We start from the raw sequence: 21,931 nt of genomic DNA, 5'->3' as shown, positions 1-21,931 counted from the left end.
TTAAATCATTGCCAGAAACTCTTGCTCGCTAATCATCGTTATACTCAATTTCTCTGCTTTTTCAAGTTTAGACGGTCCCATTTTATCACCACGGATCAAATAGTCAGTTTTACTAGAAATTGAACTAGAGTTCTTACCACCGTTATCCTCTACCAGTTTCTTTAAATCATTTCTAGACATTTTAAAAACACCTGAAATCACAAAACTTTTACCAGATAACTTGTCAGTCTGGCCTTCTAATTGCTCTTCACTCAATGCAAATTGTAGACCAGCTTTTTTTAAGCGTTCTACTATCGCCATTTGATCTTCATTCTGAATGAATTCCACTAGAGATTGAGCAATACTTTCTCCTATTTCTGGAACAGCGGTTAATTCTTCTATTTTCTTATCTGCGGCGCTCGACACATCAGCAAATAAATCGATAGAAGTCTTTTCTGGTTCTGCTGGCATATTAAATAACGAGTCAATATTTTTATAATGTTTAGCTAGTTTTTTAGCTATTGTTTCGCCTACATATCTAATCCCTAGCCCGAACAGCACACGCTCAAAAGGCACTTGCTTACTAGCCTCTATTCCATTAATCATATTCTCGGCACTTTTTTGTGCCATGCGTTCTAGCGGTAAAACCTGCTCCACCGTTAGATCGTACAAATCTGCATAGTTGTTGATGAAACCTGCGTCGACTAATTGACCTACAGTCTCTGCTCCTATACCATCAATATCCATCGCTTTGCGAGAAATAAAATGTTCAATCCTACCTTTCACTTGTGGTGGACAGGCCATGTCGTTAGGACAGTAATGCTTTGCATCTCCTTCGTTACGAACTAACTCTGTATTACATTCTGGGCAGTGCGTGGCATAAACCGTAGGAGTGGAATTCTCTGGTCGTTTAGTTAAATCTACAGCAACTATTTTAGGAATGATCTCGCCACCTTTTTCTACATATACCTCATCGCCTACTCTTATATCTAGTTTTTCTATCTGATCTGCATTGTGAAGGCTTGCACGTCTTACAGTAGTTCCAGATATTTCTACAGCTTCTAGATTGGCAACTGGTGTGATAGAGCCAGTACGACCTACTTGATAGGTAATTTCCTCTAGTCTCGTCGATACTTGCTCAGCCGCAAACTTATAAGCCATCGCCCATTTAGGAGCTTTGGCAGTAAAGCCTAACTCATCTTGTTGATCAAGCGAATTCACTTTTATCACAACACCATCGGTTTCATATGGTAGCTCTTTGCGAGCTACATCCCAGTGATTGATGTACTCAAATACTTCTTCTATGGAGTTGACTAATTTACTTTCTTGAGGTGCTTTAAAACCCCATTTTCGCGCAAGCATTAAAGAATCAAACTGACTTTTTACTGGTAGATTTTCACCAGCAAGTTGATATAGCAAACAATCTAATGGTCTTTTTGCCACCTCAGCACTATCCTGTAGTTTCAAGCTACCACTAGCCGTATTACGTGGATTGCGATATAAATCCAGTCCTTGCTCTGCACGTTCTTCATTCATTTTATGAAATCCATCCCAAGGCAATACAATCTCACCACGTATTTCAAATTTGGCTGGCACATCATCGCCTTTTAATTGCAATGGCACTGATTTAATCGTACGCACATTGGCCGTGACTTCATCACCTTGATTTCCATCACCACGAGTTACTGCTTGAACAAACTTTCCGTTTTCATAATGCAAACTTATGCTAGCACCATCATATTTGAGCTCGCAAGTATACTGGATATCACCATCTACTATTTTCTTAATGCGCCTTTCCCAATCGCGCAAATCCTCTATGGAATAAGAATTATCCAGCGAGTACATACGGTTGATATGCTTAACGGTATTGAAATTTTTAGTAACCTCACCACCTACACGTACAGATGGACTGGTCGAGTCATAGAACTCTGGATGAGCAGCTTCAAGCGTTTTTAATTGCTCCAGTTTCTTATCAAACTCAAAGTCTGAAATAGTAGGATTATCGTTAACGTAGTAATTATAATTGTGCTCACGCAACTCATCACGCAAGGATTGTATTTGTTCTTTTGGACTCATAGAAAATGTGCTATCTTCTGCTCAAATTTTAAGATTCTAAAATACAATAATGAGCGCTAGATTTCTAATTCTTTGTAGTTTGATATTAACACTGTTTTCATGTGCTGAACCTCAGGTAAAATTATTAAGTCCGTCCATTATTCCTGCACCTCAATCCTTACAAGTAAATGCTGGGCACTTCACTATTAATGAAGAAACTACACTGAGTAATAATGATGACTTTACAGCTTCCTATAACTTCCTGAACAACTTTCTAGAACACGCATCAGGTCGCACTTGGAAAACAAAATACAGCGAGACTAACTCAATAATTCTGGAATACGATGACAGTATTTCATCAAAAGAAGGATATTCGATTGAAAGTAACGAGCATAATATAACTATTAAAGCCAGTACCGATGCAGGTGCGTTCTACGCAGTACAATCTCTCCTACAATTAATGCCGGTAGATCTAAATAACACAACCGAAATTCATATTCCAGCAATCACGATAAAAGATGAACCACGTTTTAAATATCGTGGTATGCACCTCGATGTGTCACGACATATGTACGATGTAGAATTTATCAAAAAATACATCAACGCGATGGCCATGCTCAAGATGAATAACTTTCACTGGCACTTTACAGATGATCAAGGCTGGCGCATTGAGATTAAGAAATATCCGCGATTACAAGAAGTAGCCGCTTATCGTGACAGCACTTTATTGGGTCATTACAACGACACACCACATCAATATGACGGTAAAAAGTACGGTGGTTTTTATACACAAGAAGAAGTTCACGAGGTGATCGCTTTCGCGAAAGCGAGACACATCAACGTCATTCCAGAAATAGAAATGCCTGGTCATGCACAAGCCGCTATCGCTGCCTATCCAGAATTGGGTTGTACTGGAGAAAATGTCCAAGTTGCTATGAAATGGGGCGTTTTTGAAGACATCTACTGCCCTAGCGAAGAAACTTTTACATTCCTAGAAAATGTACTAGACGAAGTGATGGAATTATTCCCGTCAAAATACATTCACATAGGTGGCGATGAAGCACCGAAAACCCAATGGAAAACAAGCGATGTCGCTCAACAAGTGATTAAAGAAAATGGATTAAAAGACGAGCATGAATTGCAATCCTATTTTATCCAGCGCATGGAAAAATATTTGAACTCAAAAGGTCGACAAATCATAGGATGGGACGAGATTTTAGAAGGTGGACTCGCACCTAATGCTACAGTAATGAGCTGGCGTGGCACCAATGGAGCTGTCGAAGCTGCAAAAGCTAGGCATGACGTGATCATGACGCCGACATCGCACGCTTATTTTGACTATTATCAAAGTGAAAATGATGATGAACCACTAGCGATAGGCGGATTTTTACCACTAGAAAAAGTCTATAACTTTAATCCTATTCCTCAAGAACTAAACGATGAAGAAGCTATTCGTGTTTTAGGAGTTCAAGGAAATGTATGGACAGAATATATGACGACCAGTGAGCAAGTAGAATACATGGCTTTTCCACGCATGCTGGCGATGAGCGAAGTTGCATGGAGTGCAGACGAAAATAAAAACTATGACAGTTTTATAAATCGCGTGGAATATTTTCATAAACGATTAGATGAGATGGATATCAACTATGCCAACCATTTATATGAAATTGAAGGAACCTTAAATGAAAATCAAGCATATGAGTTAAGCACCAAAACTATCGGAAAAGAAATAAGATTTACAACTGATGGATCTGAACCTGACTCATCTTCTACGGTTTATGAAGCTCCTATTCCTTTTACGGCAGATATGACTTTAAAAGCTCAAGTTTTTGATGATGATGAACCACTCGGTCGTTTATTTACTCAAGAATTCCTTTACCATAAAGGTGTAGGAGCGACAATTAGTATCAATAAAGAGCCACATAAATCTTATCCTGGAAGTGGCGCTAATGGATTGGTTAACGGAATTAAAGGAAGTGACTCTCGATATGGCGATAGTGAATGGTTAGGATTTTGGGGAGAAGACTTAAAAATTAGAGTTGATTTTGAGCAAGAATTTGGAGTAAATGAAATTGAATTACGATTTTATCATGCACCTGGTCAATGGATCTATGCGCCAAATGATTTAAAAATTAGTTCAGATCCACATGCTCCCTTTAGTAAGATTAAACCAGTAAGCAAATCTGGTAATTTTTATAATTACAAAATAGATTTAAAAGTTGCTAGCAGTGCTTTCATTTTACTCGTCCCAAACTACGGTACAATTCCAGACGGCCATCAAGGCGCTGGAAATAAAGCTTGGACATTCATCGACGAAATCATCATCAAATAGTATGCTTCTAGAAATCTGCGCATCCAATTATCAAAGTGCTCTCAACGCTCAAAAAGCTGGTGCGCACCGCATAGAATTATGCAGTGAGTTAGGTACTGGTGGCATTACACCTAGTTATGGATTGCTTAAAAAAGTAATGGAAGAATTGACTATTCCAGTCATGGTATTGATACGTCCACGTTCTGGGAATTTTGTGTATAGTGATGCCGATTTTGATATCATGAAACGTGATATAGAGCTATCTAAAGAATTAGGTTGCGCAGGAATTGTTTCTGGTGTATTGACTGCAGATTTCAAAATAGACATCAGACGTACGAGTGAATTGATAGAACTCGCCAGACCATTACCGTTTACCTTTCACAGAGCTTTTGATCATATCACAAATCCAGAACAAGCCGTTGTGGATTTAGTGAATTTAGGCGCAAAACGTATCCTTACTTCTGGACAGTATTCTAAAGCCATAGACGGAATTGAAAACTTAAAGCGTTATCAAGAAATTGCAGGTAATGATTTAATCGTCATGCCTGGTGGTGGGATTAATGGTGGTAATAGTTCCGCTTTCGCGAAAGCGAATTTCAAAGAAGTTCACGCCAGCGCCACAGAAATCATTGAGCAAGCAAACGAAGAAAAAGTTCCTATGAATTCGCCTAAATTTCTTCAAGAAAACATAGAAGTGATTTCTAATTCAGAGAATATAACGGCTATCTTTAAAAACCTTGAAAATGAGGATTAGTTTATTATTAGTTTTAGTGATATTCATAAGCTCTTGTAAAGAAGAACGTCCTAATGTAGAACGCCAGTATTTAGAGAGCAACTGGTCGCTATTAAAAGAAGCCGACTATAGTTTGATATCAGATTCGGTTCAAGTGCCTTCTACCGTTCATAAAGAGTTACTGCCTTTGATCAAACATCCTTTTCAAGGCAATAACGAAGACAGTTTGCAATGGATTACTGAAGAAAATTGGGTTTATAAAACTTACTTTGAACTGGACCAACAAACCTTGCAAAAAGAGAATATCGAGTTGCATTTTGAAGGTATAGACACTTATGCCAGTATAGAATTGAATGGTCATGAAATTCTTGAAACAGACAATGCTTTTCTCAACTGGCAAGTAGATGTAAAAGCATTTCTTGAAGAAGAAAATGAGCTTTACATTACTATAAAATCACCTATAGAAATTGAAGAACAAAAAGCCGCTGCAAATCCATATACCTTACCAGAAGGTAACCGAGTTTACACGCGTAAAGCACAATATCAATACGGCTGGGATTGGGGACCAAAACTCAACACCATGGGAATATGGAAACCGGTTTATCTTGAGGCTTATGATGATTTTAAAATAGATGATGTTTACATCAAACAGAATTTTGTACAAGATTCTATAGCAAATCTTACCGCACAAATCAAGCTCTCAGACAAGCGCACAGAATTACTGCATTATAAAATTAAAGTCAACGATAGCCTTTACTGGGAACAAGATTACCAGCCCAAGGCTCAAGAAGATGAGTTTGAAATCCATTTTGAAATTCCGCAAGTGCAACTGTGGTGGCCGCACAACATCGGTGAACCTTATTTATACGATATAGAAGTTTTAGTTTCTAAAGAAGGAAAACTTATCGATTCTCAAAAGTTAAAAACTGGAATACGTACTATTGAACTTGTTAACGAGCTCGACGAACATGGAACTAGTTTCTTTTTTAAGGTAAACGACGTTCCTGTTTATATGAAAGGTGCTAATTACATTCCGCAAAACTCGATGCAAGATCTGGTTACTGATAATCATTATGAAAAATTGCTGAGTGATGTCAAGGAAGCTAACATGAACATGCTACGCGTTTGGGGCGGCGGCATTTATGAGAAAGATATTTTTTATGAGAAATGTGATGAGAAAGGCATCCTTATTTGGCAAGACTTTATGTTTGCCTGTGCGATGTATCCCGGTGATGCACGCTTTCGCGAAAGCGTAACCAATGAAATTACTCAACAAATCACTAGGTTGAGAAATCACAGTAGTATTGCGCTGTGGTGTGGTAATAATGAAACTAGTGAGGCGTGGCACAATTGGGGCTGGCAAGAAGGAAGATCTCAAGCCGAACGCGATAGTATTTGGGAAGATTATCGAGCCATATTTCAAATCGCAATGCCTAAATACGTGAGCGAACTCACCAACGAACCTTACTGGGAAAGCTCGCCAGAATACGGTCGTGGAAATCCTAAATATGAATTTGAAGGCGACGCGCACGACTGGCGTGTGTGGCATGACGCATACCCATTTGAACATTTTGAAGAACACATACCGCGATTTATGAGTGAGTTTGGTTTTCAATCGCATCCATCTTATGAGGCGATACGATATATCAATAATGACGGAACTATTAATATCAAGTCAGAAGATTATTCCTCACATCAAAAACACGCTCGTGGAAATGAATTGATAAGAGAATATATGGAACGTGATTTCCCAGTTCCTACAAATGACGAAGATTACGTTTATGTAAGCCAACTTTTACAAGCTTATGGAATCTCAAAAGGTATCCAAGCGCACCGTCGAGCTAAACCTTATAATATGGGAACGCTTTACTGGCAACTCAACGATTGCTGGCCTGCAGTAAGCTGGTCCAGTATCGATTATTTCGGTAACTGGAAAGCCTTGCATTATCAAGTGAAACGTGATTTTGAAAATGTAATGATTAGTAATGTCGTAGAGAATGATACGTTGAAAACTTATGTGGTGAATGATGGAATGGAGGATATTACAAGCGGCTTTACGATAGCGATAAGTGATTTTTATGGTAAAGAATTGTATAATGAATCTTTCGTAGGAACTGCCGGAATGAATTCAAGTAATGAGTTTCATCAACTCAATTTAGAAAAATTAGATTTTGATCTTAGTAGTGTTTATGTATTTGTAGAATTTCATACTAGCCAAATTACAGATGTTTTAGTAAGACCCAAGGAATTGAATTTACCCAATGAAAACCTAGAATGGATTAGTGAAAAGACAGATCAAGGTTACCAATTAACTATAACATCTGATGCGTTTACTAAAGATGTGTTTTTCTATTCCAATGTAGATGGCCATTTTTCAGATAACTTTTTTGATTTACAACCTCAAAAAGATAAGGTTATCCTATTTAAAACAGAGAGCAAGGAAGAAGCTGCATTTAATTTTAAAATGTTGAATGGATTAATAACCCAATAAATTTCAGTCTGAGCTTGTCGAAGACGATTTAAAAAGCACTACGATTGTTAAAGCAGCTTCCGGATCGAGTGCGGAATTTCAAATTCAAGTTGAAGTTCATTCTCTCCAACACTTCATCATTCTATAATTTCCATTCAAATCTTTATAAACTTCAGATTCAAAACCTAACTCTGTGGCGAGTGCTTTCATTTCTTCTGGTAAGTATTGATTGATTTCAAAGTATAGTATTCCGTTAGGTTGTAAAGCGTTTTTAGATAGCTCCATGATTTTACGATAGAAAATTAATGCATTATCATCTTCTACAAAAAGCGCTAGATGTGGTTCATTTTCTAACACATTATCATGTATCTCTTTCTTCTCTAAATTCCTCACATACGGAGGATTGCTCACGATGATATCATATTTCTCAGGCAATTCATCTAAAGCCAAGACATCTTGCAGAATCGTTTTTACTGGAGTTTTTAAATGATTTGCATTTGATTGAGCAATAACGAGTGCTTCTTCAGAAACATCCATCAATGTGATTATACAATCAGGCTTTGCTGCTTTAAGTGATAATCCTATACATCCAGTTCCTGTTCCTATGTCTATAATATTCAAATAAGTTTCTGCTTTATGATCTTTGATGATCATATCAACCAGTTCTTCTGTTTCCTGACGCGGAATCAAGGTATGTTCATTAACAGCAAACTCGTGTCCGTAGAAATGGGCTTTTCCTGTGATGTATTGTACTGGTTTTGAAGTACGCAGTTCTCTTAAAGACTTTTGTAATATTTCTTCTTGAAGATGACTCAGTTCTTCTCGATCCTTTATCATGAAATCAGAGCGTGACCAGTTCAATAGGTCTTCACAAACGATTTGTAGAATGCTATGAATCTCATTTTCTGGATAAAGAGGTTTGAGTTGTTCTTGGTAAAGGAGCTTGAATTGGTTAAGCGTCATGCTTCGAATTTGAATTTGAATTTGAACTCGAATTCGAACTCGAATTCATTTGGTAAAGATAGGAATGTCATTAACAAAAACATTGTGATGAAAAAAGCAGATTCCGCATCAAGTGCGGAATATCAGGATTTTAAAAGCATTTGCACCGGACAAGAGAAATGACCTGTATCACCCAGTGGTCCATCGAGTAATTTAAAACCTACGTGTTTATATAAGCCTTGCGCATCGTACATATTATCCATAGTCTCTAGGTAAACGCTTTCAAATTTGAATTCTTTGGCGCGTTCTAGGCAAGTCATCATCAGTTTTTTACCGTAACCTTTACCACGAGCTTGTGGTTTAAAGTACATTTTTTGAAGTTCGCTCACATTACCGTTGTAATTATCTAGTGGTGCGATTCCTGCGCCACCTACCACTACTCCATCAATTTCTACTACATAATAAGTTCTGCGAGGTTTTTGGTATTGTTCATACATCGCTTGCGTTGCCGCATCGCTGTATGCAGTTCCTATTTTAGGTGCACCATGTTCTAAAATAGAGGTTTGGATAATCTCTTTTATAGCTTGATTATCTTCAGGAAGAATTTTGCGAATTTTCATAAAGCGAAGTTAGAAATATGAGTTTCAATTTTATTTAATAATTTCTAAAAGATTTTAGCCCTAGAAATTAATTAGACAAGTTTGCCCTGAATTTATGAAAGTGCTAGGTGTAATTAATCGTATTTATTTAAATTTTGAAAACTGAACTTTGACTACACATGGACATGCTCAATGTGACAGCACTCTACTCAATCTAAATGTTTAATACTGAGCTTTAAATTTAAGTTTAACTATAAGTTTATATTTTTATTAGTCACTTACCTTTGCTATAGATGACTACAGAAGAAAAATACATGCAACGCTGCTTGCAACTGGCGCAAAATGGATTGGGAACGACGTATCCTAATCCGCTAGTAGGAAGCGTGATTGTTTCAGAAAATGATGAGATTATAGGTGAAGGATGGCATCTCAAATCTGGAGAACCGCATGCTGAGGTAAACGCTGTAAGCGATGCAGAAAAAAAGGGCTATGATGGAGACGCTTTCGCGAAAGCGACAATATACGTCAATCTAGAACCATGCTCACATACTGGTAAAACACCACCTTGTGCATCAATGATTGTGCAAAAAGGCTTTAAAAAAGTAGTCGTAGGAACGCTAGATCCGCACGATAAGGTAGCGGGAAAAGGTGTTGCCTTATTAAAAGAAGCTGGAATTGAAGTTGTAGTAGGCGTCTTAGAAAATGAATGTAACGAACTCAATAAACGATTCTTCACGTTTCACAGAAAACAACGTCCCTACATCATCTTAAAATGGGCTGAAACCTCTGATGGATTTATTGCACCAGTAACTAAGAACGAGCAGAAACCAGTATGGATTACTAATCCATATTCTAGACAAGTATCGCATCAACTGAGAGCCCAAGAAAATGCCATTTTAGTAGGCGCTAAAACAGTTATCGATGACAACCCATCGCTTACCTGTCGAGACTGGAATGGAGAAAACCCTTTGCGAGTTGTTCTAGATTCTAGAAATAACATCACACCTGACTATCAGGTTATGGATGATGCTGCGGTCACTTTAAAACTTGAACTCAGTTCTTCTGACACGCTAGAGATTCTCAATAGTCTTTATCAAAATGACATTCAATCTATTATTATAGAAGGAGGAACTACTACCATTCAATCATTTATTGATGCTGGTTTATGGGATGAAGCGTATCAATTTATGGGAACTGATGTTCTTTTTCATCAAGGTTTACAAGCTCCTGTTTTAAGTGGTGATTACTCTATGCTTTCTAGAAAAGTATTAGCAAACGATGTGCTTAAAATATATAGAAAAAAATGATTTGGCTCGTTTTAAGTATTACCACATCTAGTTTTCTATATGTGATTTTTAAATACTTTGAAGTATTTAAAATCAACACACTACATGCTATAATCATTAATTATATAGTGGCTTGTATTACTGGTTTTGTTGCTTATGGTAGTGTACCAAATTTTGAGCAAATTATAAATGCAGACTGGTTGTATTATGCCCTATTTTTAGGAGCTCTGTTTATCTTCATCTTCAATATTATGGCACTTACCAGTCAAAAAAATGGACTGTCGGTAGCTGCCGTCGCAGGTAAAATGTCACTGGTTATACCGGTTATTGCAGGCATATGGCTCTATGACGAGTCCATAGGCTGGATGAAAATAATCGGAATCTTACTTGCTCTAATCTCTGTTTACTTGACCTCTGTTAAAACAAAAGATGGCATACAGCTAGATAAACGATTACTTATATTTCCAATCATATTATTCCTAGGTAGCGGTATAATAGACACCACACTTAAGTATGCCGAAAAGATGCATGTGCCAGATGGCGAAGAACCTCTTTTTAGTGCGATGTGTTTTGCAATGGCTTTTATAATAGGAATTATAGTTCTTATTTATGAAGCTTCTCAAAAACGTTTATTGACTATGCGCAGTATAATTGGCGGAATTGCTTTAGGAATACCTAACTATTTTTCTATTTATTTTATCATTAAAACTCTTAAAAACGGAATGGAAAGTAGCGTGGTTTATCCTATAAATCACGTGGGAACAGTACTCTTCACATCTTTGTTAGGTATTGTCATTTTTAAGGAAAAACTGATTCCTAAAAATTATATAGGAATAGTGGTAGCCATTGTAGCTATTGTGATGATTGCTTTCGCGAAAGCGTAAAAAAAAAGCTTCCCTGTTAAGAAAAGCTTTTAATATAATAAAGTTGGTATTGCTTATTGTCTTTCAAAATCTGCAAACCCATCAATTAAAATCTCTATGGAAGCACCACCAGTAGTTTGCGTAGATAACCCATTGATATCAATTGATAAATCTGTGGTATTTAAAGTGGTAATAGTTAGTGTTGTAGTATCATCAAAAGGAGTCACATTACTAGGTGATGCGCTATTGAATCTTAATATGTCACCTGTAACGGTATAGGTTCCTAAGTCGTTAAAAGTATTAGTTTGATTACCTTGAGAAACACCTTGATTAATCACTTCAAACTCTAGATCACCCGTTATAGCGTATGTTCCGTCTGCATTAAAAGTCATTATAGCGTTTGAACTTACATATTCTACCGATCCTGTTATCGATACTGGTGTCCCAGAAACAGTAGTAGTCGTTGTTGTATTAGTTTCTACATCTGTATATAACCAGTTACCTACTAACAATGCAGTATCTACATTACCACCACCAGTACCACCAGCAACAGGATTTAATCCTGGATCAAGAGCCTCTGTTTCACAACTAGTTAAGGCTACAACTGAAATTAAGATGATAAATAACTTTTTCATTTTTTGGTTTTTAGGTTACATTGCAAATGAAATAGATTCTCTTGATAAAACTTACATTCACTAATTCTTTACCAAAACTTTAACATTGGCAGATTCTTACAAAACTATTATAAAACCTACCGAGGAAATTCTTTTTAAAGAAAAGGGAAGTAAGTTTTATGGCTATGCTTTTCCCTTAAAGAGTGATCACGAGGTTAATGAGTTAATCGCACCATTGCGCAATAGACATCCCAAAGCTGGACATCATTGTTATGCATGGAAACTAGGTGCCGATGATCACAATTATAGAGCAAATGATGATGGAGAACCTAGTCATAGTGCAGGTGATCCTATATTAGGACAAATCAACTCTTATGACTTGAGCGACATATTAGTGGTGGTTTCAAGAATCTTTGGAGGTACAAAGCTAGGTGTAGGCGGATTGATTAGTGCTTATAGAGAAACTGCCAAATTAACATTAGATACTGCAGATATAAGGTTAAGAACCATTACGGCTGCTGTAGAAATTAGCTTTGAATATCCACAAATGAGTCAAGTCATGCGATTTATTGATGAAGGTAAATACAATATAATCTCTCAAAACTTAACTGTTAGTTGTATTATAACGATTGCAGTACCACAATCACAGCAAGAATCTATTACCGAAGTTATAAATAAAATGTATCCTATTAAGGCTAAAGCACTAGACTAAGGTACTAACCATTGACCTTTCCAATCGTTATCCTTATCAAAAATAGCTCTTAAATGATGAGGCCTTTTAAGCTTCAATGCTTCCCACTGGTCTGGAACAAATTTTAGTGCCAGAAAATGATTTTCATTGCGCTCTCTATAATCAACATGGTCTGGATTTAAGATAGATGTACCAGGAGCTTGTATAGTGGTATAGTCTTTAATGGCTTTTTCACCAACTTTTTGAAATAGCCTTTTAGTTTCAATGGAATCTTCAATCGGATACAGTTTACCATTGAGTTTAAGTTGCAATAATTTTTTAGGATGATAAGCTAGAAGACAAGCTTGTGCATTATCATTTAACTGTTTTACTTTATCAGTGCGTGAGTCTGTAAATATGATGCAATCTAAATTATCATGTATCTCTCTCAAAACAACCGTTCTCGATTGCGGTTTTAAATCACCATCTATTGTTGATAACGTTATGTATTTGAAAGGATGATTGCGTTTTGAGAGAGCACTTTTAAATTCGGCTTTCAATTCTTCAAAAAAATTATTTAACATCACAATAGCTTAAATAGTAAAGAGTAATAAATTGTGTTTTTTTAGAGCACCTATCTCCCATCGAACAATAATTCACATGCTTTAAGAAAATCAGGAAGAGGTTTCATTGGTCTAAAATTTAATGCATTTGTAAACACCAGAGTTAAATCTGCTGTAGCACAGATTACACCATCTTGATTTACAATTTCGTACTCAAATTCCACTCTAGTTGTAGGAGGTTTCTTAAGGGTGGTTTTGACGGTAATTTCTTCTCCAAACTTCATCGGATTTTTATACTTGATATCGATTTGATAAACCGGTAAAAGGACTTTATTTTCCTCCATTCGTTTATAGGAGAAACCTAGAGTGTCCAACCATTCGAGTCTTGCTTGCTCCATGTAAATCAAATAGTTAGAATGATGAATAATTCCCATTTGATCTGTTTCTACATATCTGGTAGTAATTTTTGTAAGTGTACTCTTCATTCTATTAATAATAATTATTGTATATTCAGTAAGAAGAAAAAAGGCCGATTTACTTGCAACAATATTTTAGATAAATCAAACACTTTTCTAGTTTTTTTTAAGGTTTTTTATTCACATATTTGTCATCGATTAGAAAGAAGCATTTTGTCCTCATTTTCCACTTTTTTAATCCCAACAATCTTAATTTTTAAAAGTAATTTATTTTATGGCATCGACGGCAGCATCGGTATGGGAAAATTGCCTACTATTTATAAAAGATAATATAAATCCTCAAGCCTACAAAACGTGGTTTGAACCTATTAAACCTGTTAAATTAACTGAGACTGCATTAAGTATACAGGTTCCTAGTCGTTTTTTCTATGAATGGTTAGAAGAACATTATATTAAATTATTAAAAACAGCTCTTACACGAGAGCTAGGTGAAGGCGCAAAATTAATTTATGCCATAAAAATGGAAAATACTTTAAAAGGTATGGAACCATTTACTGAAAAAATACCTAGTAGTAATCGCTCTATACAGTCTTCCCAATCTGTAGATGCGCCAGTAAGAAGCAAAAGCCCTGAATTAAAGAATCCATTTATTATTCCTGGAATAAGAAATGTGAAAATAGAGTCTCAATTAAATCCATCGTATAACTTTGATAGTTTCCTAGAAGGTGATTCTAACAGATTAGCACGTAGTGCTGGTATGGCTGTTGCAAATAAACCTGGTGGAACCTCTTTCAATCCTTTACTAATTTTTGGTGGTGTAGGATTAGGTAAAACTCACCTTGCTCATGCAATTGGTGTAGGAATTAAAGAAAATTATCCGGACAAAACAGCTCTTTATATCAGTGCTGAAAAGTTTACACAACAATATATTGAGTCTGTCCGTAAGAATAATAGAAACGATTTTATACACTTCTATCAGATTGTAGATGTGCTTATCGTTGACGACATACAGTTCTTTGCTGGAAAAGCGAGTACACAAGATGTTTTCTTCCATATTTTCAACCATTTACATCAAAATGGTAAACAGGTTATTCTTACTAGTGATAAGAAACCTGTGGACATGCAGGATATTGAGCAGCGTTTGCTTTCTCGTTTCAAATGGGGACTTAGCGCAGAGCTTAATCATCCAGATTATGAAACTAGAGTTTCTATTATCAAGAACAAACTATATCGCGATGGTGTAGAAATGGATGATGATATTATACATTACCTAGCTGACAACATAAAAACCAATATACGTGAATTAGAAGGTGCTATTATTTCATTAATTGCTCATTCTTCTTTTAACCGTAAAGACATTACTATTGATCTTGCCCGTAAGATTGTAGAAAACTATGTTAAGAATACTAAACGTGAGATTTCTATAGATCAAATACAGCAAGTCGTAAGTGATTATTTCCAGATGGATGTTGAAACTTTACAGTCTAAAACACGTAAGCGCCATATTGTTCAAGCTAGACAGTTGGCTATGTACTTCTCTAAGAAAATGACTAAAGCTTCACTAGCAAGCATAGGTTCTCAAATAGGAAAACGTGATCATGCCACAGTTTTACATGCTTGTAAAACAGTAGACAACCTTGCTTCAACAGATAAGCAATTCAACAAGTATGTTGAAGACTTAAGTAAAAAGCTGACCAACTAAGAACTAGTAATGAGTAAGACGTCCATTTTAATGGTATGCTTGGGTAACATTTGTAGGTCTCCACTTGCAGAAGGTATCATGCGTTCTAAACTTAATTTTACTAAGTTCAGTATTGATAGCGCCGGAACTAGTGGCAGCCATCGTGGACAAGCTCCAGATAAAAGATCTATAGCCGTTGCAAAAAAGAATGGCCTAGATATTTCTAGCCAAGCTAGTCGCAAGTTAGTTGCTGAAGATTTAGTTAAATTTGATTACATCTTTGTAATGGATAATTCTAACTACAGAGATGTAATAGCTCTTGCACAAAACGACGAGCAACGGGCTAAAGTTCATAAAATAATGGATTGGGCTTTTCCTAATGAAGATTTAGACGTACCAGATCCATATTATGGAGGAGATAGCGGTTTTGAAAACGTTTATCGCATGCTCGATCATGTGAGTAATGTTATTGCTAAGAAGTTAGATTCTTTAACAAACCTCTAAAGAACAATATTTCGCAATTGCGTTAAAAGATTTTGCATAGCTTCCTTGGCATCATTTTCTCTTTGTGTTTTTTCTTCGATTCTTCTATTTTTACTAATAACACTTAGTGATTTTATTGGAATCATAAGTTGTCTTGGCTTTTCAATATTTGAAGAAATTCCACATTCATTAACCTCAAATATTTGAGAATGATTTCCAAATAAAAGCCACGATCCACCTCTATCTATATAAGGGTAACATGATCTTAAATTTTTACCTAAAATTATTTGTCCAGACTTCAAATCTCCCTTGAAAACTTCACATACTTCAATAGTAAATTTGTTTTTATCATTAGAAAACGATTTCACGTCACCAACAAATACTACTTCTGAATATTCATATTCAATAGAAGCTGCTTTTTCCCAATGTCTTGGAGGTGGACAAGTACAATAATCTGACTCAAAAGGCAAAACAAGAAATAACAGTATTAGTTTGTAATAATTCATTCCTAGATAATTGCAAAAATTTACTTCCTAAACAAACGCTCTAACGTAGATCGTTTATCCACTTTTTTAGTGTGTGTTTCTTCAAAAGAATTGATGAAATAGACCTCTTTAGGTATTTCATATTTATCTAGTGCCGTAAAAGCCTGTTGTACATCAGACTCCTTACCTTCTACTATCAAAATGACTTTTTCACCTAGGTCTTCATCATTCATTCCAGTGATAAAAAAGCGTTGAGCGATGTGTGCTGCAAGCTTCTGCTCCACCATATCTGGATGAATTTTAATTCCACCAGTATTGATGACATCATCAATACGGCCTAGTATTTTAAATTTATGCTCATCAATCAATTCAACAATATCATTAGTAACCAAATTATTAGTTCCTAACGACGGTGCATTAATGACTAAACAATCTCTATTATCTTGTAAAAAACTAATATCACCGACTGCGGTATATTCGTTCTCAAATTTTGGATACAACTGTTTAATCGCTACATGAGAAGCTGTCTCTGTCATTCCATAAGAGTGAAATGCTTTAGTATGTTTGTGTTGTAAGTCATCAATAAGTTGAGACCTTATTGCAGCTCCACCTATTAATACCATTTTAGTTTTATGGATATTCTTTAATGATTTTTTCACCTGCATAGGTGTCATTGCTGTAAAATCATAACGTTTTTCTGCCTTTTTCAGTGGATTTGAATTAGGTTTCACTAAGTCTATTTCCCATCCCAACATTAACGCACGTACCATCATCATTTTACCAGCGATATAACTTAATGGTAGACAACATAAAGCCTCTGTTCCTGGACCTAGATCAAAATGTTCACCAGTCATTATTGCACTATTAATCATGTGCTGTTTGTTCAACTTATATTGTCTAGGTGAACCTGTAGAACCACTTGTGAAAACAGTCATCACATCAAAATCATCCAACCAGTTTAATAGAAAATCGCCTACTTCTTTCTCCCATTCTGTGCCTTCTTTTACATAAGAATAAGCGACAATCATAACTCCTTGATGATCAAGATGACGACCATTAAGCTTAAACGTTGGATGTATTTTAGGAATCATTTATGATGCGTTTAAATTATCAAATTCTTCTTTAGAAAGCACTTTGCCAAAAAGCTTTTCTTTCCAATTAGACCATTTATAAATCTTAGCTAAAATCAACAAAATTATTGGATAACCTATAACGATAGGTAACATATCTGCAAGACCAAAACTAGGTTGTGAAACATCTAAGAAAACAGAGTCTGTTTGTATAGCTGTCCAAGTTGATGTTACCATAAGTGCAGCAATAATGTTATTTGCCGCATGGAAACCTAAAGCAAGCTCAAGACCTTCATCCATTAAAGTCATGGCACCTAGTAATAAACCTGTACCTATATAAAACACCATTACCTCCATACCTAGTTTTTCTACCTCTGGATTTGCAGCATGCATAACACCAAATAATACAGAAGTAAGTATAAATGGAACCCATCTCGTTTTAGTTAGTATCCCTAGGCCTTGTAAAAGCTGACCACGAAATAAATACTCTTCAAAACTAGTTTGAAATGGAAACAATAAAAACGACACTACAACTAGTGGTATAAACTTTGACCAATTTAAATTATATTCAAAATTCTCTGGCGCACTATAAACGCTCAATAACATGGTTGCGACAGAGATAGTTGCCCAAAAGAGAAACATAAAGCCAATACGCTTCCAATCTATTTTTTTTCTGCTCGTTGTTAACGATGTTATTGATTGTTGATGTATATACTTAACCCAAACAAATATGGAGACTAAACCAACTACAAAAGTCAATAGGTTCACAATAAGAAAAGGCATTTTCCCCATCATTTCTATCATTTGCGCCATAATCTCTTCTACAGATTGACCTTGCTCTTCCACAAGCATTTGAGTAGAAAAATAATTAAACACCATAAACAGCATGAAGCCTACCGGAATTAAAAAGAAATTCCACACGCCTAGATTGCCTTTGTATCCTTGTTCTATATACATTCTTATAATTTTAAACTCTTAGTATCCCATATTGAGATATCGTTACATTTTAAAGTGCCATTTTTTATTTCTAATGGCGCTTCAATATTATTAGTAAACAATCCACCAGTCCCTAATCCTTGCGGCATCAAATTACCTAAAGTATAAGTAAATTGAGCGATGGCATTAAGCCCTACATTAGATTCTAGTGCACTGGTCATCCACCAGCCAGCATTATTATTTCCAGCAATGTTAATCCATTCTCTACAACTTTGAAATCCACCTACTAGCGCTGGTTTTAAAATGATATACTGTGGTTTTATGGTTTCTAAACAACGTTGTTTTTCTTCGGTATGATATAAACCTATAAGCTCTTCATCTAGGGCAATATCTATAGGTGATTGTTGACAAAGTGACGCCATCTCTTGCCATTGTCCTTGCTTTATAGGCTGTTCAATACTATGCACTTGATACTTAGCAAGTGCATCTAATTTCCCCATGGCATTTTCAGGTGTAAAGGCTCCATTTGCATCTACTCTTATAGTTATCTCGCTTTCGCGAAAGCGAGACCGTACAGCATCCAGCAATTCTAATTCTTTATTAAAATCTATGGCTCCTATCTTAAATTTTATACAGTTAAAACCACTAGCTAACTTTTCTTCAAGCTGTCGCATCATAAAATCTTGATCGCCCATCCATACTAATCCATTAATATTAATGGTATCCATACCTTCTGTAAATAGCGATGGAAAAAGTGTAAATACATCTGATGATTGCAGGGATTTGAGCGCCATTTCATAGCCAAATAAAATAGATGGCCATTCCATTAAGCTATGATATAAATCTGCCGGATTTAGATGAATGTTATCACATAACCATTGTAACTTACCTTCATAGCCAGGTCGATCATCTATAGATAATCCTTTAAATAAATTACATTCTCCGATGCCATATTTATCGCCATTTGATAGATACAAAAAATAGGTTTCTTTAATGCGTAAAACACCTCGAGAGGTACCAGCCGGACGCTTAAATTCTAAAGTATACTTTTTAAATTGAGCTTGCATTCCTGCAATATAAACATCATAATATGGAGTTACCTATTGCTTTAATAAAATTTAATACTGTGATTTAAAATTTTCATCACGCAACCTATCGAGTAGTTATGCATCTATTTGATAACCAATCAAAAAAGCCATGATCAAAAAAATACTCGTCATTTTAATAGGATGTATTGCTACCGTTGCAATGGCTCAATGTCCACCTGGCAATATCATATTAGAAACCCAAGCAGATGTAGATGCATTTCAATCTAACTATCCCAATTGCACTCAAATATTAGGTGATTTATACATAGGTAGTTATTCTACATCCTCATTTAGCAACATTAATAATTTAAATGCTCTTAACGGGATTACCTCTATAGCAGGTAGACTACAAATTTCTCAAGTAGATCAACTTATTGATTTAAGTGATTTAATTAACTTAAACAGTTTAGATTCATTATGGATCTCACAGAGTTACTTATCGAGTTTAAATGGCTTACAAAACCTAACCGCATTAGAAAATTTAAGGCTTTTCAATAATCATACGAGTGATTTTAGTGCTTTAAATCATCTGACGTCTCTTAATCAATTGAGAATTGCATTTGATGAAGTATTAGTTGATCTCAGTGGTTTTGATCATTTTACAAACATCAATTTTATTGATATAAACAATAACCGTCAACTCACAAGTATTAACGCTTTTCAAAATTTAACAGGTGTCCCACCATTTACAACACCTAGTATACAAATAGATGATAATCTCGTATTAGCCAGCTTAAATGCATTTCAAAATGTGCAAGTACTCTCAAATTTAGAAATCAATGGCAATCCCATGCTATCTTCTATAAATGACTTTAGTAATTTAATACAGGTCAATAGAATTAGAATATACGATAATGGCTTGATAAGCATGAATAATGCGTTCTCTAGCCTGACTACCATCAATAGTTTACTTACAATCGGTAATAATTTTAGCATGACTTCTTTTGATGATTTCAATGCACTAACTAGTATACAAAGCATCACTTTCATTAACAATAATAGTCTTCAAAGTTTGACTGGGTTTAATAATCTAATCGACATAAACTCAGTAAACGTTTCGTCAAACTTAGCTTTGACGCAATTCAATACTTTTCAAAATATACGACCTCTTCAATATTTAAATATATCTAACCATCCTGTTCTAAATGATATCAACGCGATAACAAATGCAGACTTCACGTTGCTGAATAGTTTGAGAATTGTAGATAATGATCTTATCTCAACTTGTAACCTAACGAGTATATGTCAATATATCAATTCTAATAATGCAAATGCTGAGATAAGAGATAACGCTCCAGGATGTAATTCTCCTTTAGAAGTCGCTACTGGATGTAACTTAAATATAATTAGTGGTACCGCATATTATGATTTAAATGGTAATAACATCTTTGACTCAAGCGATCTTCCTGTTCAAAATATTAAAATTACTAGCGATAATGGAACAGATACTTTTACTACTTACACACGTCAGAATGGCTCTTATGATAATTTCACTGATGATGGCGCTATAAACACCACTATAGATGGTATTTCCAACTTTTCTTTTGCGCCAGCCAGTCACAGTTCAAACTTTAGTGGTGTAGGAAATCAAGATGTAAATAAAAATTTTGAAGGCTCTATTAGTAATGCTTTTAATGATGTGTCTGTTCAAATTATTCCTACTAATGCAGCAAGACCTGGATTTGATGCTCGCTATAGATTAATTTTAAAAAATGAAGGAACACAAAATTCATCTGGAGTAGTAACCGTTAACTATGACGCTTCTAAATTAACTTTTAACAGCAGTAGTGTGACAGCGATTAATCAAACTGCTGGGTTAATAACCTTTAACTATAACAACCTCAACCTATTTGAAACTAGAATCATACAGCTACAATATGATGTAGCCTTACCACCTACCTTAATAGGTGGCGAAATTCTAGATTTCAATGCACAAATAACACCTTCAATTACAGATGTAGATGCTACTAATAACAATGACGTCCTTTCTCAAACTGTAGTAAATTCTTATGATCCAAATGATAAAACTGTTTTTGAAGGCAATGAGATACTACCTAATCAGTTAAATGAATATCTACATTACCTCATTCGTTTTCAAAATACTGGAACAGCAAGTGCTTTTCATGTAAAAGTTACCGATACACTTTCTAACAACTTGGACTGGGACACTTTTGAACCTATAAATATGAGTCACGATGTAGGTGAGGTTCATATTAGAAACAAAAGATTTATAGACTTTGACTTTCCTAATATCAACTTACCAGATAGTACTGCAAATGAAGCGTTAAGTCATGGATACATTTATTACCGCATTAAACCAAAGCAAAACATAGTGATAGGCGACCAAATGGAAAATACGGCTCACATATTTTTTGACTTTAATGAAGCTATTGTTACAAACACTACTGTTACCACATTAGTACAAACTCTTTCTGGAAATGATGAAGAACCTTTAGGAATAAGCATTTATCCTAATCCAGTTAAAGAAACCCTAGTTTTAAAAACTGATAAAGAGATTGATTCAATTTCAATTTATAATCTTCAAGGACAGGAATTGATAAAGACCAATTCCAAAAACATTAATGTTAACAATTTAAATTCCGGTATTTACCTTATAACCATTCATTCAAATAGTCAATCTCAGTCACTAAAGTTCATAAAAAACTAACCAAAGAAACTACTTAAGT

The 21,931-nt window shown here is 35.4% G+C and carries 19 protein-coding genes; 9 read left to right on the top strand and 10 right to left on the bottom strand.

Annotation, left to right across the window (positions count from 1 at the left end):
- Positions 1–2,055, bottom strand: coding sequence for an NAD-dependent DNA ligase LigA (ligA, locus tag IL45_RS12535; protein WP_036584496.1), 2,055 nt, complete (start codon positions 2,053–2,055; stop codon positions 1–3).
- A gap of 49 nt (positions 2,056–2,104) precedes the next feature.
- On the opposite strand from ligA, the gene IL45_RS12530 reads away from it, so the two are divergent.
- Genes IL45_RS12530 through IL45_RS12520 form a run of 3 tightly spaced genes read left to right on the top strand, consistent with a single transcriptional unit; the run spans position 2,105 to position 7,569 of the window.
- Complete coding sequence (locus tag IL45_RS12530; RefSeq protein WP_036584494.1) at positions 2,105–4,366, top strand: beta-N-acetylhexosaminidase; 2,262 nt, start codon at positions 2,105–2,107, stop codon at positions 4,364–4,366.
- Between the two features lies 1 nt (position 4,367).
- Positions 4,368–5,099, top strand: coding sequence for a copper homeostasis protein CutC (locus tag IL45_RS12525; protein ID WP_036584491.1), 732 nt, complete (start codon positions 4,368–4,370; stop codon positions 5,097–5,099).
- A complete protein-coding gene (locus IL45_RS12520) occupies positions 5,089–7,569 on the top strand; it encodes a beta-mannosidase (RefSeq protein WP_036584488.1) in 2,481 nt (826 codons plus the stop codon). Before IL45_RS12525 ends, IL45_RS12520 begins: the two co-directional genes overlap by 11 nt.
- A 96-nt stretch (positions 7,570–7,665) precedes the next feature.
- Here the strand turns inward: IL45_RS12520 and prmC are convergent, their stop codons facing one another.
- Both prmC and IL45_RS12510 read right to left on the bottom strand, forming a co-directional pair.
- Positions 7,666–8,511, bottom strand: coding sequence for a peptide chain release factor N(5)-glutamine methyltransferase (gene prmC, locus IL45_RS12515; protein ID WP_036584485.1), 846 nt, complete (start codon positions 8,509–8,511; stop codon positions 7,666–7,668).
- Between the two features lie 122 nt (positions 8,512–8,633).
- A complete protein-coding gene (locus IL45_RS12510) occupies positions 8,634–9,110 on the bottom strand; it encodes a GNAT family N-acetyltransferase (RefSeq protein WP_036584482.1) in 477 nt (158 codons plus the stop codon).
- Between the two features lie 272 nt (positions 9,111–9,382).
- Here IL45_RS12510 and ribD point away from each other — a divergent pair, with 272 nt between their 5' ends.
- Positions 9,383–10,396 (top strand): bifunctional diaminohydroxyphosphoribosylaminopyrimidine deaminase/5-amino-6-(5-phosphoribosylamino)uracil reductase RibD, encoded by a 1,014-nt coding sequence (ribD, locus tag IL45_RS12505; RefSeq protein ID WP_036584480.1) that lies wholly within the window; start codon positions 9,383–9,385, stop codon positions 10,394–10,396.
- Positions 10,393–11,259 carry an EamA family transporter gene (locus IL45_RS12500; RefSeq protein ID WP_036584478.1) on the top strand — a complete coding sequence of 289 codons (867 nt, stop codon included), beginning with the start codon at positions 10,393–10,395 and terminating at the stop codon, positions 11,257–11,259. The genes ribD and IL45_RS12500 overlap by 4 nt, the downstream gene beginning before the upstream one ends.
- Positions 11,260–11,312: 53 nt before the next feature.
- Here the strand turns inward: IL45_RS12500 and IL45_RS12495 are convergent, their stop codons facing one another.
- Positions 11,313–11,873, bottom strand: a complete 561-nt coding sequence (locus IL45_RS12495) for a hypothetical protein (protein ID WP_036584475.1) — start codon at positions 11,871–11,873, stop codon at positions 11,313–11,315.
- An 85-nt stretch (positions 11,874–11,958) separates the two neighbouring features.
- Between IL45_RS12495 and IL45_RS12490 the strand changes: the two genes are divergently transcribed.
- A complete protein-coding gene (locus IL45_RS12490) occupies positions 11,959–12,564 on the top strand; it encodes an IMPACT family protein (protein WP_036584473.1) in 606 nt (201 codons plus the stop codon).
- Here the strand turns inward: IL45_RS12490 and IL45_RS12485 are convergent.
- Complete coding sequence (locus IL45_RS12485; RefSeq protein WP_036584469.1) at positions 12,561–13,106, bottom strand: pyridoxamine 5'-phosphate oxidase family protein; 546 nt, start codon at positions 13,104–13,106, stop codon at positions 12,561–12,563. The genes IL45_RS12490 and IL45_RS12485 overlap by 4 nt on opposite strands.
- Before the next feature lie 50 nt (positions 13,107–13,156).
- The gene (locus IL45_RS12480; protein ID WP_036584467.1) at positions 13,157–13,570 is read right to left on the bottom strand and encodes an acyl-CoA thioesterase; all 414 of its coding nucleotides are present in this window, start codon (positions 13,568–13,570) and stop codon (positions 13,157–13,159) included.
- Between the two features lie 205 nt (positions 13,571–13,775).
- On the opposite strand from IL45_RS12480, the gene dnaA reads away from it, so the two are divergent.
- Both dnaA and IL45_RS12470 read left to right on the top strand, forming a co-directional pair.
- Entirely contained in the window at positions 13,776–15,203 is a 1,428-nt protein-coding gene (gene dnaA / locus IL45_RS12475) for a chromosomal replication initiator protein DnaA (RefSeq protein WP_006795565.1), read from the top strand.
- Positions 15,204–15,212: 9 nt separating this feature from the next.
- Positions 15,213–15,686, top strand: coding sequence for a low molecular weight protein-tyrosine-phosphatase (locus IL45_RS12470; RefSeq protein ID WP_036584464.1), 474 nt, complete (start codon positions 15,213–15,215; stop codon positions 15,684–15,686).
- On the opposite strand, the gene IL45_RS12465 is transcribed toward IL45_RS12470, so the two are convergent.
- Genes IL45_RS12465 through IL45_RS12450 form a run of 4 tightly spaced genes read right to left on the bottom strand, consistent with a single transcriptional unit; the run spans position 15,683 to position 19,223 of the window.
- Complete coding sequence (locus tag IL45_RS12465) at positions 15,683–16,171, bottom strand: hypothetical protein (RefSeq protein ID WP_036584460.1); 489 nt, start codon at positions 16,169–16,171, stop codon at positions 15,683–15,685. The genes IL45_RS12470 and IL45_RS12465 overlap by 4 nt on opposite strands.
- Before the next feature lie 20 nt (positions 16,172–16,191).
- On the bottom strand, positions 16,192–17,241 hold the full coding sequence (locus tag IL45_RS12460; RefSeq protein WP_036584458.1) for an AMP-binding protein: 1,050 nt from the start codon (positions 17,239–17,241) through the stop codon (positions 16,192–16,194).
- A complete protein-coding gene (locus IL45_RS12455; protein WP_036584455.1) occupies positions 17,242–18,177 on the bottom strand; it encodes a CPBP family intramembrane glutamic endopeptidase in 936 nt (311 codons plus the stop codon).
- Between the two features lie 2 nt (positions 18,178–18,179).
- Positions 18,180–19,223, bottom strand: a complete 1,044-nt coding sequence (locus tag IL45_RS12450) for an o-succinylbenzoate synthase (RefSeq protein ID WP_036584452.1) — start codon at positions 19,221–19,223, stop codon at positions 18,180–18,182.
- A 130-nt stretch (positions 19,224–19,353) separates the two neighbouring features.
- Between IL45_RS12450 and IL45_RS12445 the strand changes: the two genes are divergently transcribed.
- On the top strand, positions 19,354–21,912 hold the full coding sequence (locus IL45_RS12445; protein WP_036584450.1) for a DUF7619 domain-containing protein: 2,559 nt from the start codon (positions 19,354–19,356) through the stop codon (positions 21,910–21,912).
- Positions 21,913–21,931 lie beyond the last annotated feature (19 nt).

Source organism: Nonlabens ulvanivorans (assembly GCF_000732625.1).
Classification (GTDB): Bacteria; Bacteroidota; Bacteroidia; order Flavobacteriales; family Flavobacteriaceae; genus Nonlabens; species Nonlabens ulvanivorans.
The sequence above is the reverse complement of the archived record's forward strand: the minus strand, read 5'-3'. Positions and strand labels throughout refer to the sequence as shown.

What these genes read in the sequence shown, in the direction of transcription:
- IL45_RS12510 (WP_036584482.1), bottom strand. Translation starts at nt 9,110, where the DNA reads ATGAAAATTCGCAAAATTCTTCCTGAAGATAATCAAGCTATAAAAGAG.
- IL45_RS12520 (WP_036584488.1), top strand. Translation starts at nt 5,089, where the DNA reads ATGAGGATTAGTTTATTATTAGTTTTAGTGATATTCATAAGCTCTTGT.
- ligA (WP_036584496.1), bottom strand. Translation starts at nt 2,055, where the DNA reads ATGAGTCCAAAAGAACAAATACAATCCTTGCGTGATGAGTTGCGTGAG.
- IL45_RS12465 (WP_036584460.1), bottom strand. Translation starts at nt 16,171, where the DNA reads ATGAATTATTACAAACTAATACTGTTATTTCTTGTTTTGCCTTTTGAG.
- IL45_RS12460 (WP_036584458.1), bottom strand. Translation starts at nt 17,241, where the DNA reads ATGATTCCTAAAATACATCCAACGTTTAAGCTTAATGGTCGTCATCTT.
- IL45_RS12500 (WP_036584478.1), top strand. Translation starts at nt 10,393, where the DNA reads ATGATTTGGCTCGTTTTAAGTATTACCACATCTAGTTTTCTATATGTG.
- IL45_RS12455 (WP_036584455.1), bottom strand. Translation starts at nt 18,177, where the DNA reads ATGTATATAGAACAAGGATACAAAGGCAATCTAGGCGTGTGGAATTTC.
- IL45_RS12530 (WP_036584494.1), top strand. Translation starts at nt 2,105, where the DNA reads ATGAGCGCTAGATTTCTAATTCTTTGTAGTTTGATATTAACACTGTTT.
- IL45_RS12470 (WP_036584464.1), top strand. Translation starts at nt 15,213, where the DNA reads ATGAGTAAGACGTCCATTTTAATGGTATGCTTGGGTAACATTTGTAGG.
- ribD (WP_036584480.1), top strand. Translation starts at nt 9,383, where the DNA reads ATGACTACAGAAGAAAAATACATGCAACGCTGCTTGCAACTGGCGCAA.
- IL45_RS12450 (WP_036584452.1), bottom strand. Translation starts at nt 19,223, where the DNA reads ATGCAAGCTCAATTTAAAAAGTATACTTTAGAATTTAAGCGTCCGGCT.
- IL45_RS12485 (WP_036584469.1), bottom strand. Translation starts at nt 13,106, where the DNA reads ATGTTAAATAATTTTTTTGAAGAATTGAAAGCCGAATTTAAAAGTGCT.
- IL45_RS12480 (WP_036584467.1), bottom strand. Translation starts at nt 13,570, where the DNA reads ATGAAGAGTACACTTACAAAAATTACTACCAGATATGTAGAAACAGAT.
- IL45_RS12525 (WP_036584491.1), top strand. Translation starts at nt 4,368, where the DNA reads ATGCTTCTAGAAATCTGCGCATCCAATTATCAAAGTGCTCTCAACGCT.
- IL45_RS12495 (WP_036584475.1), bottom strand. Translation starts at nt 11,873, where the DNA reads ATGAAAAAGTTATTTATCATCTTAATTTCAGTTGTAGCCTTAACTAGT.
- IL45_RS12445 (WP_036584450.1), top strand. Translation starts at nt 19,354, where the DNA reads ATGATCAAAAAAATACTCGTCATTTTAATAGGATGTATTGCTACCGTT.
- dnaA (WP_006795565.1), top strand. Translation starts at nt 13,776, where the DNA reads ATGGCATCGACGGCAGCATCGGTATGGGAAAATTGCCTACTATTTATA.
- prmC (WP_036584485.1), bottom strand. Translation starts at nt 8,511, where the DNA reads ATGACGCTTAACCAATTCAAGCTCCTTTACCAAGAACAACTCAAACCT.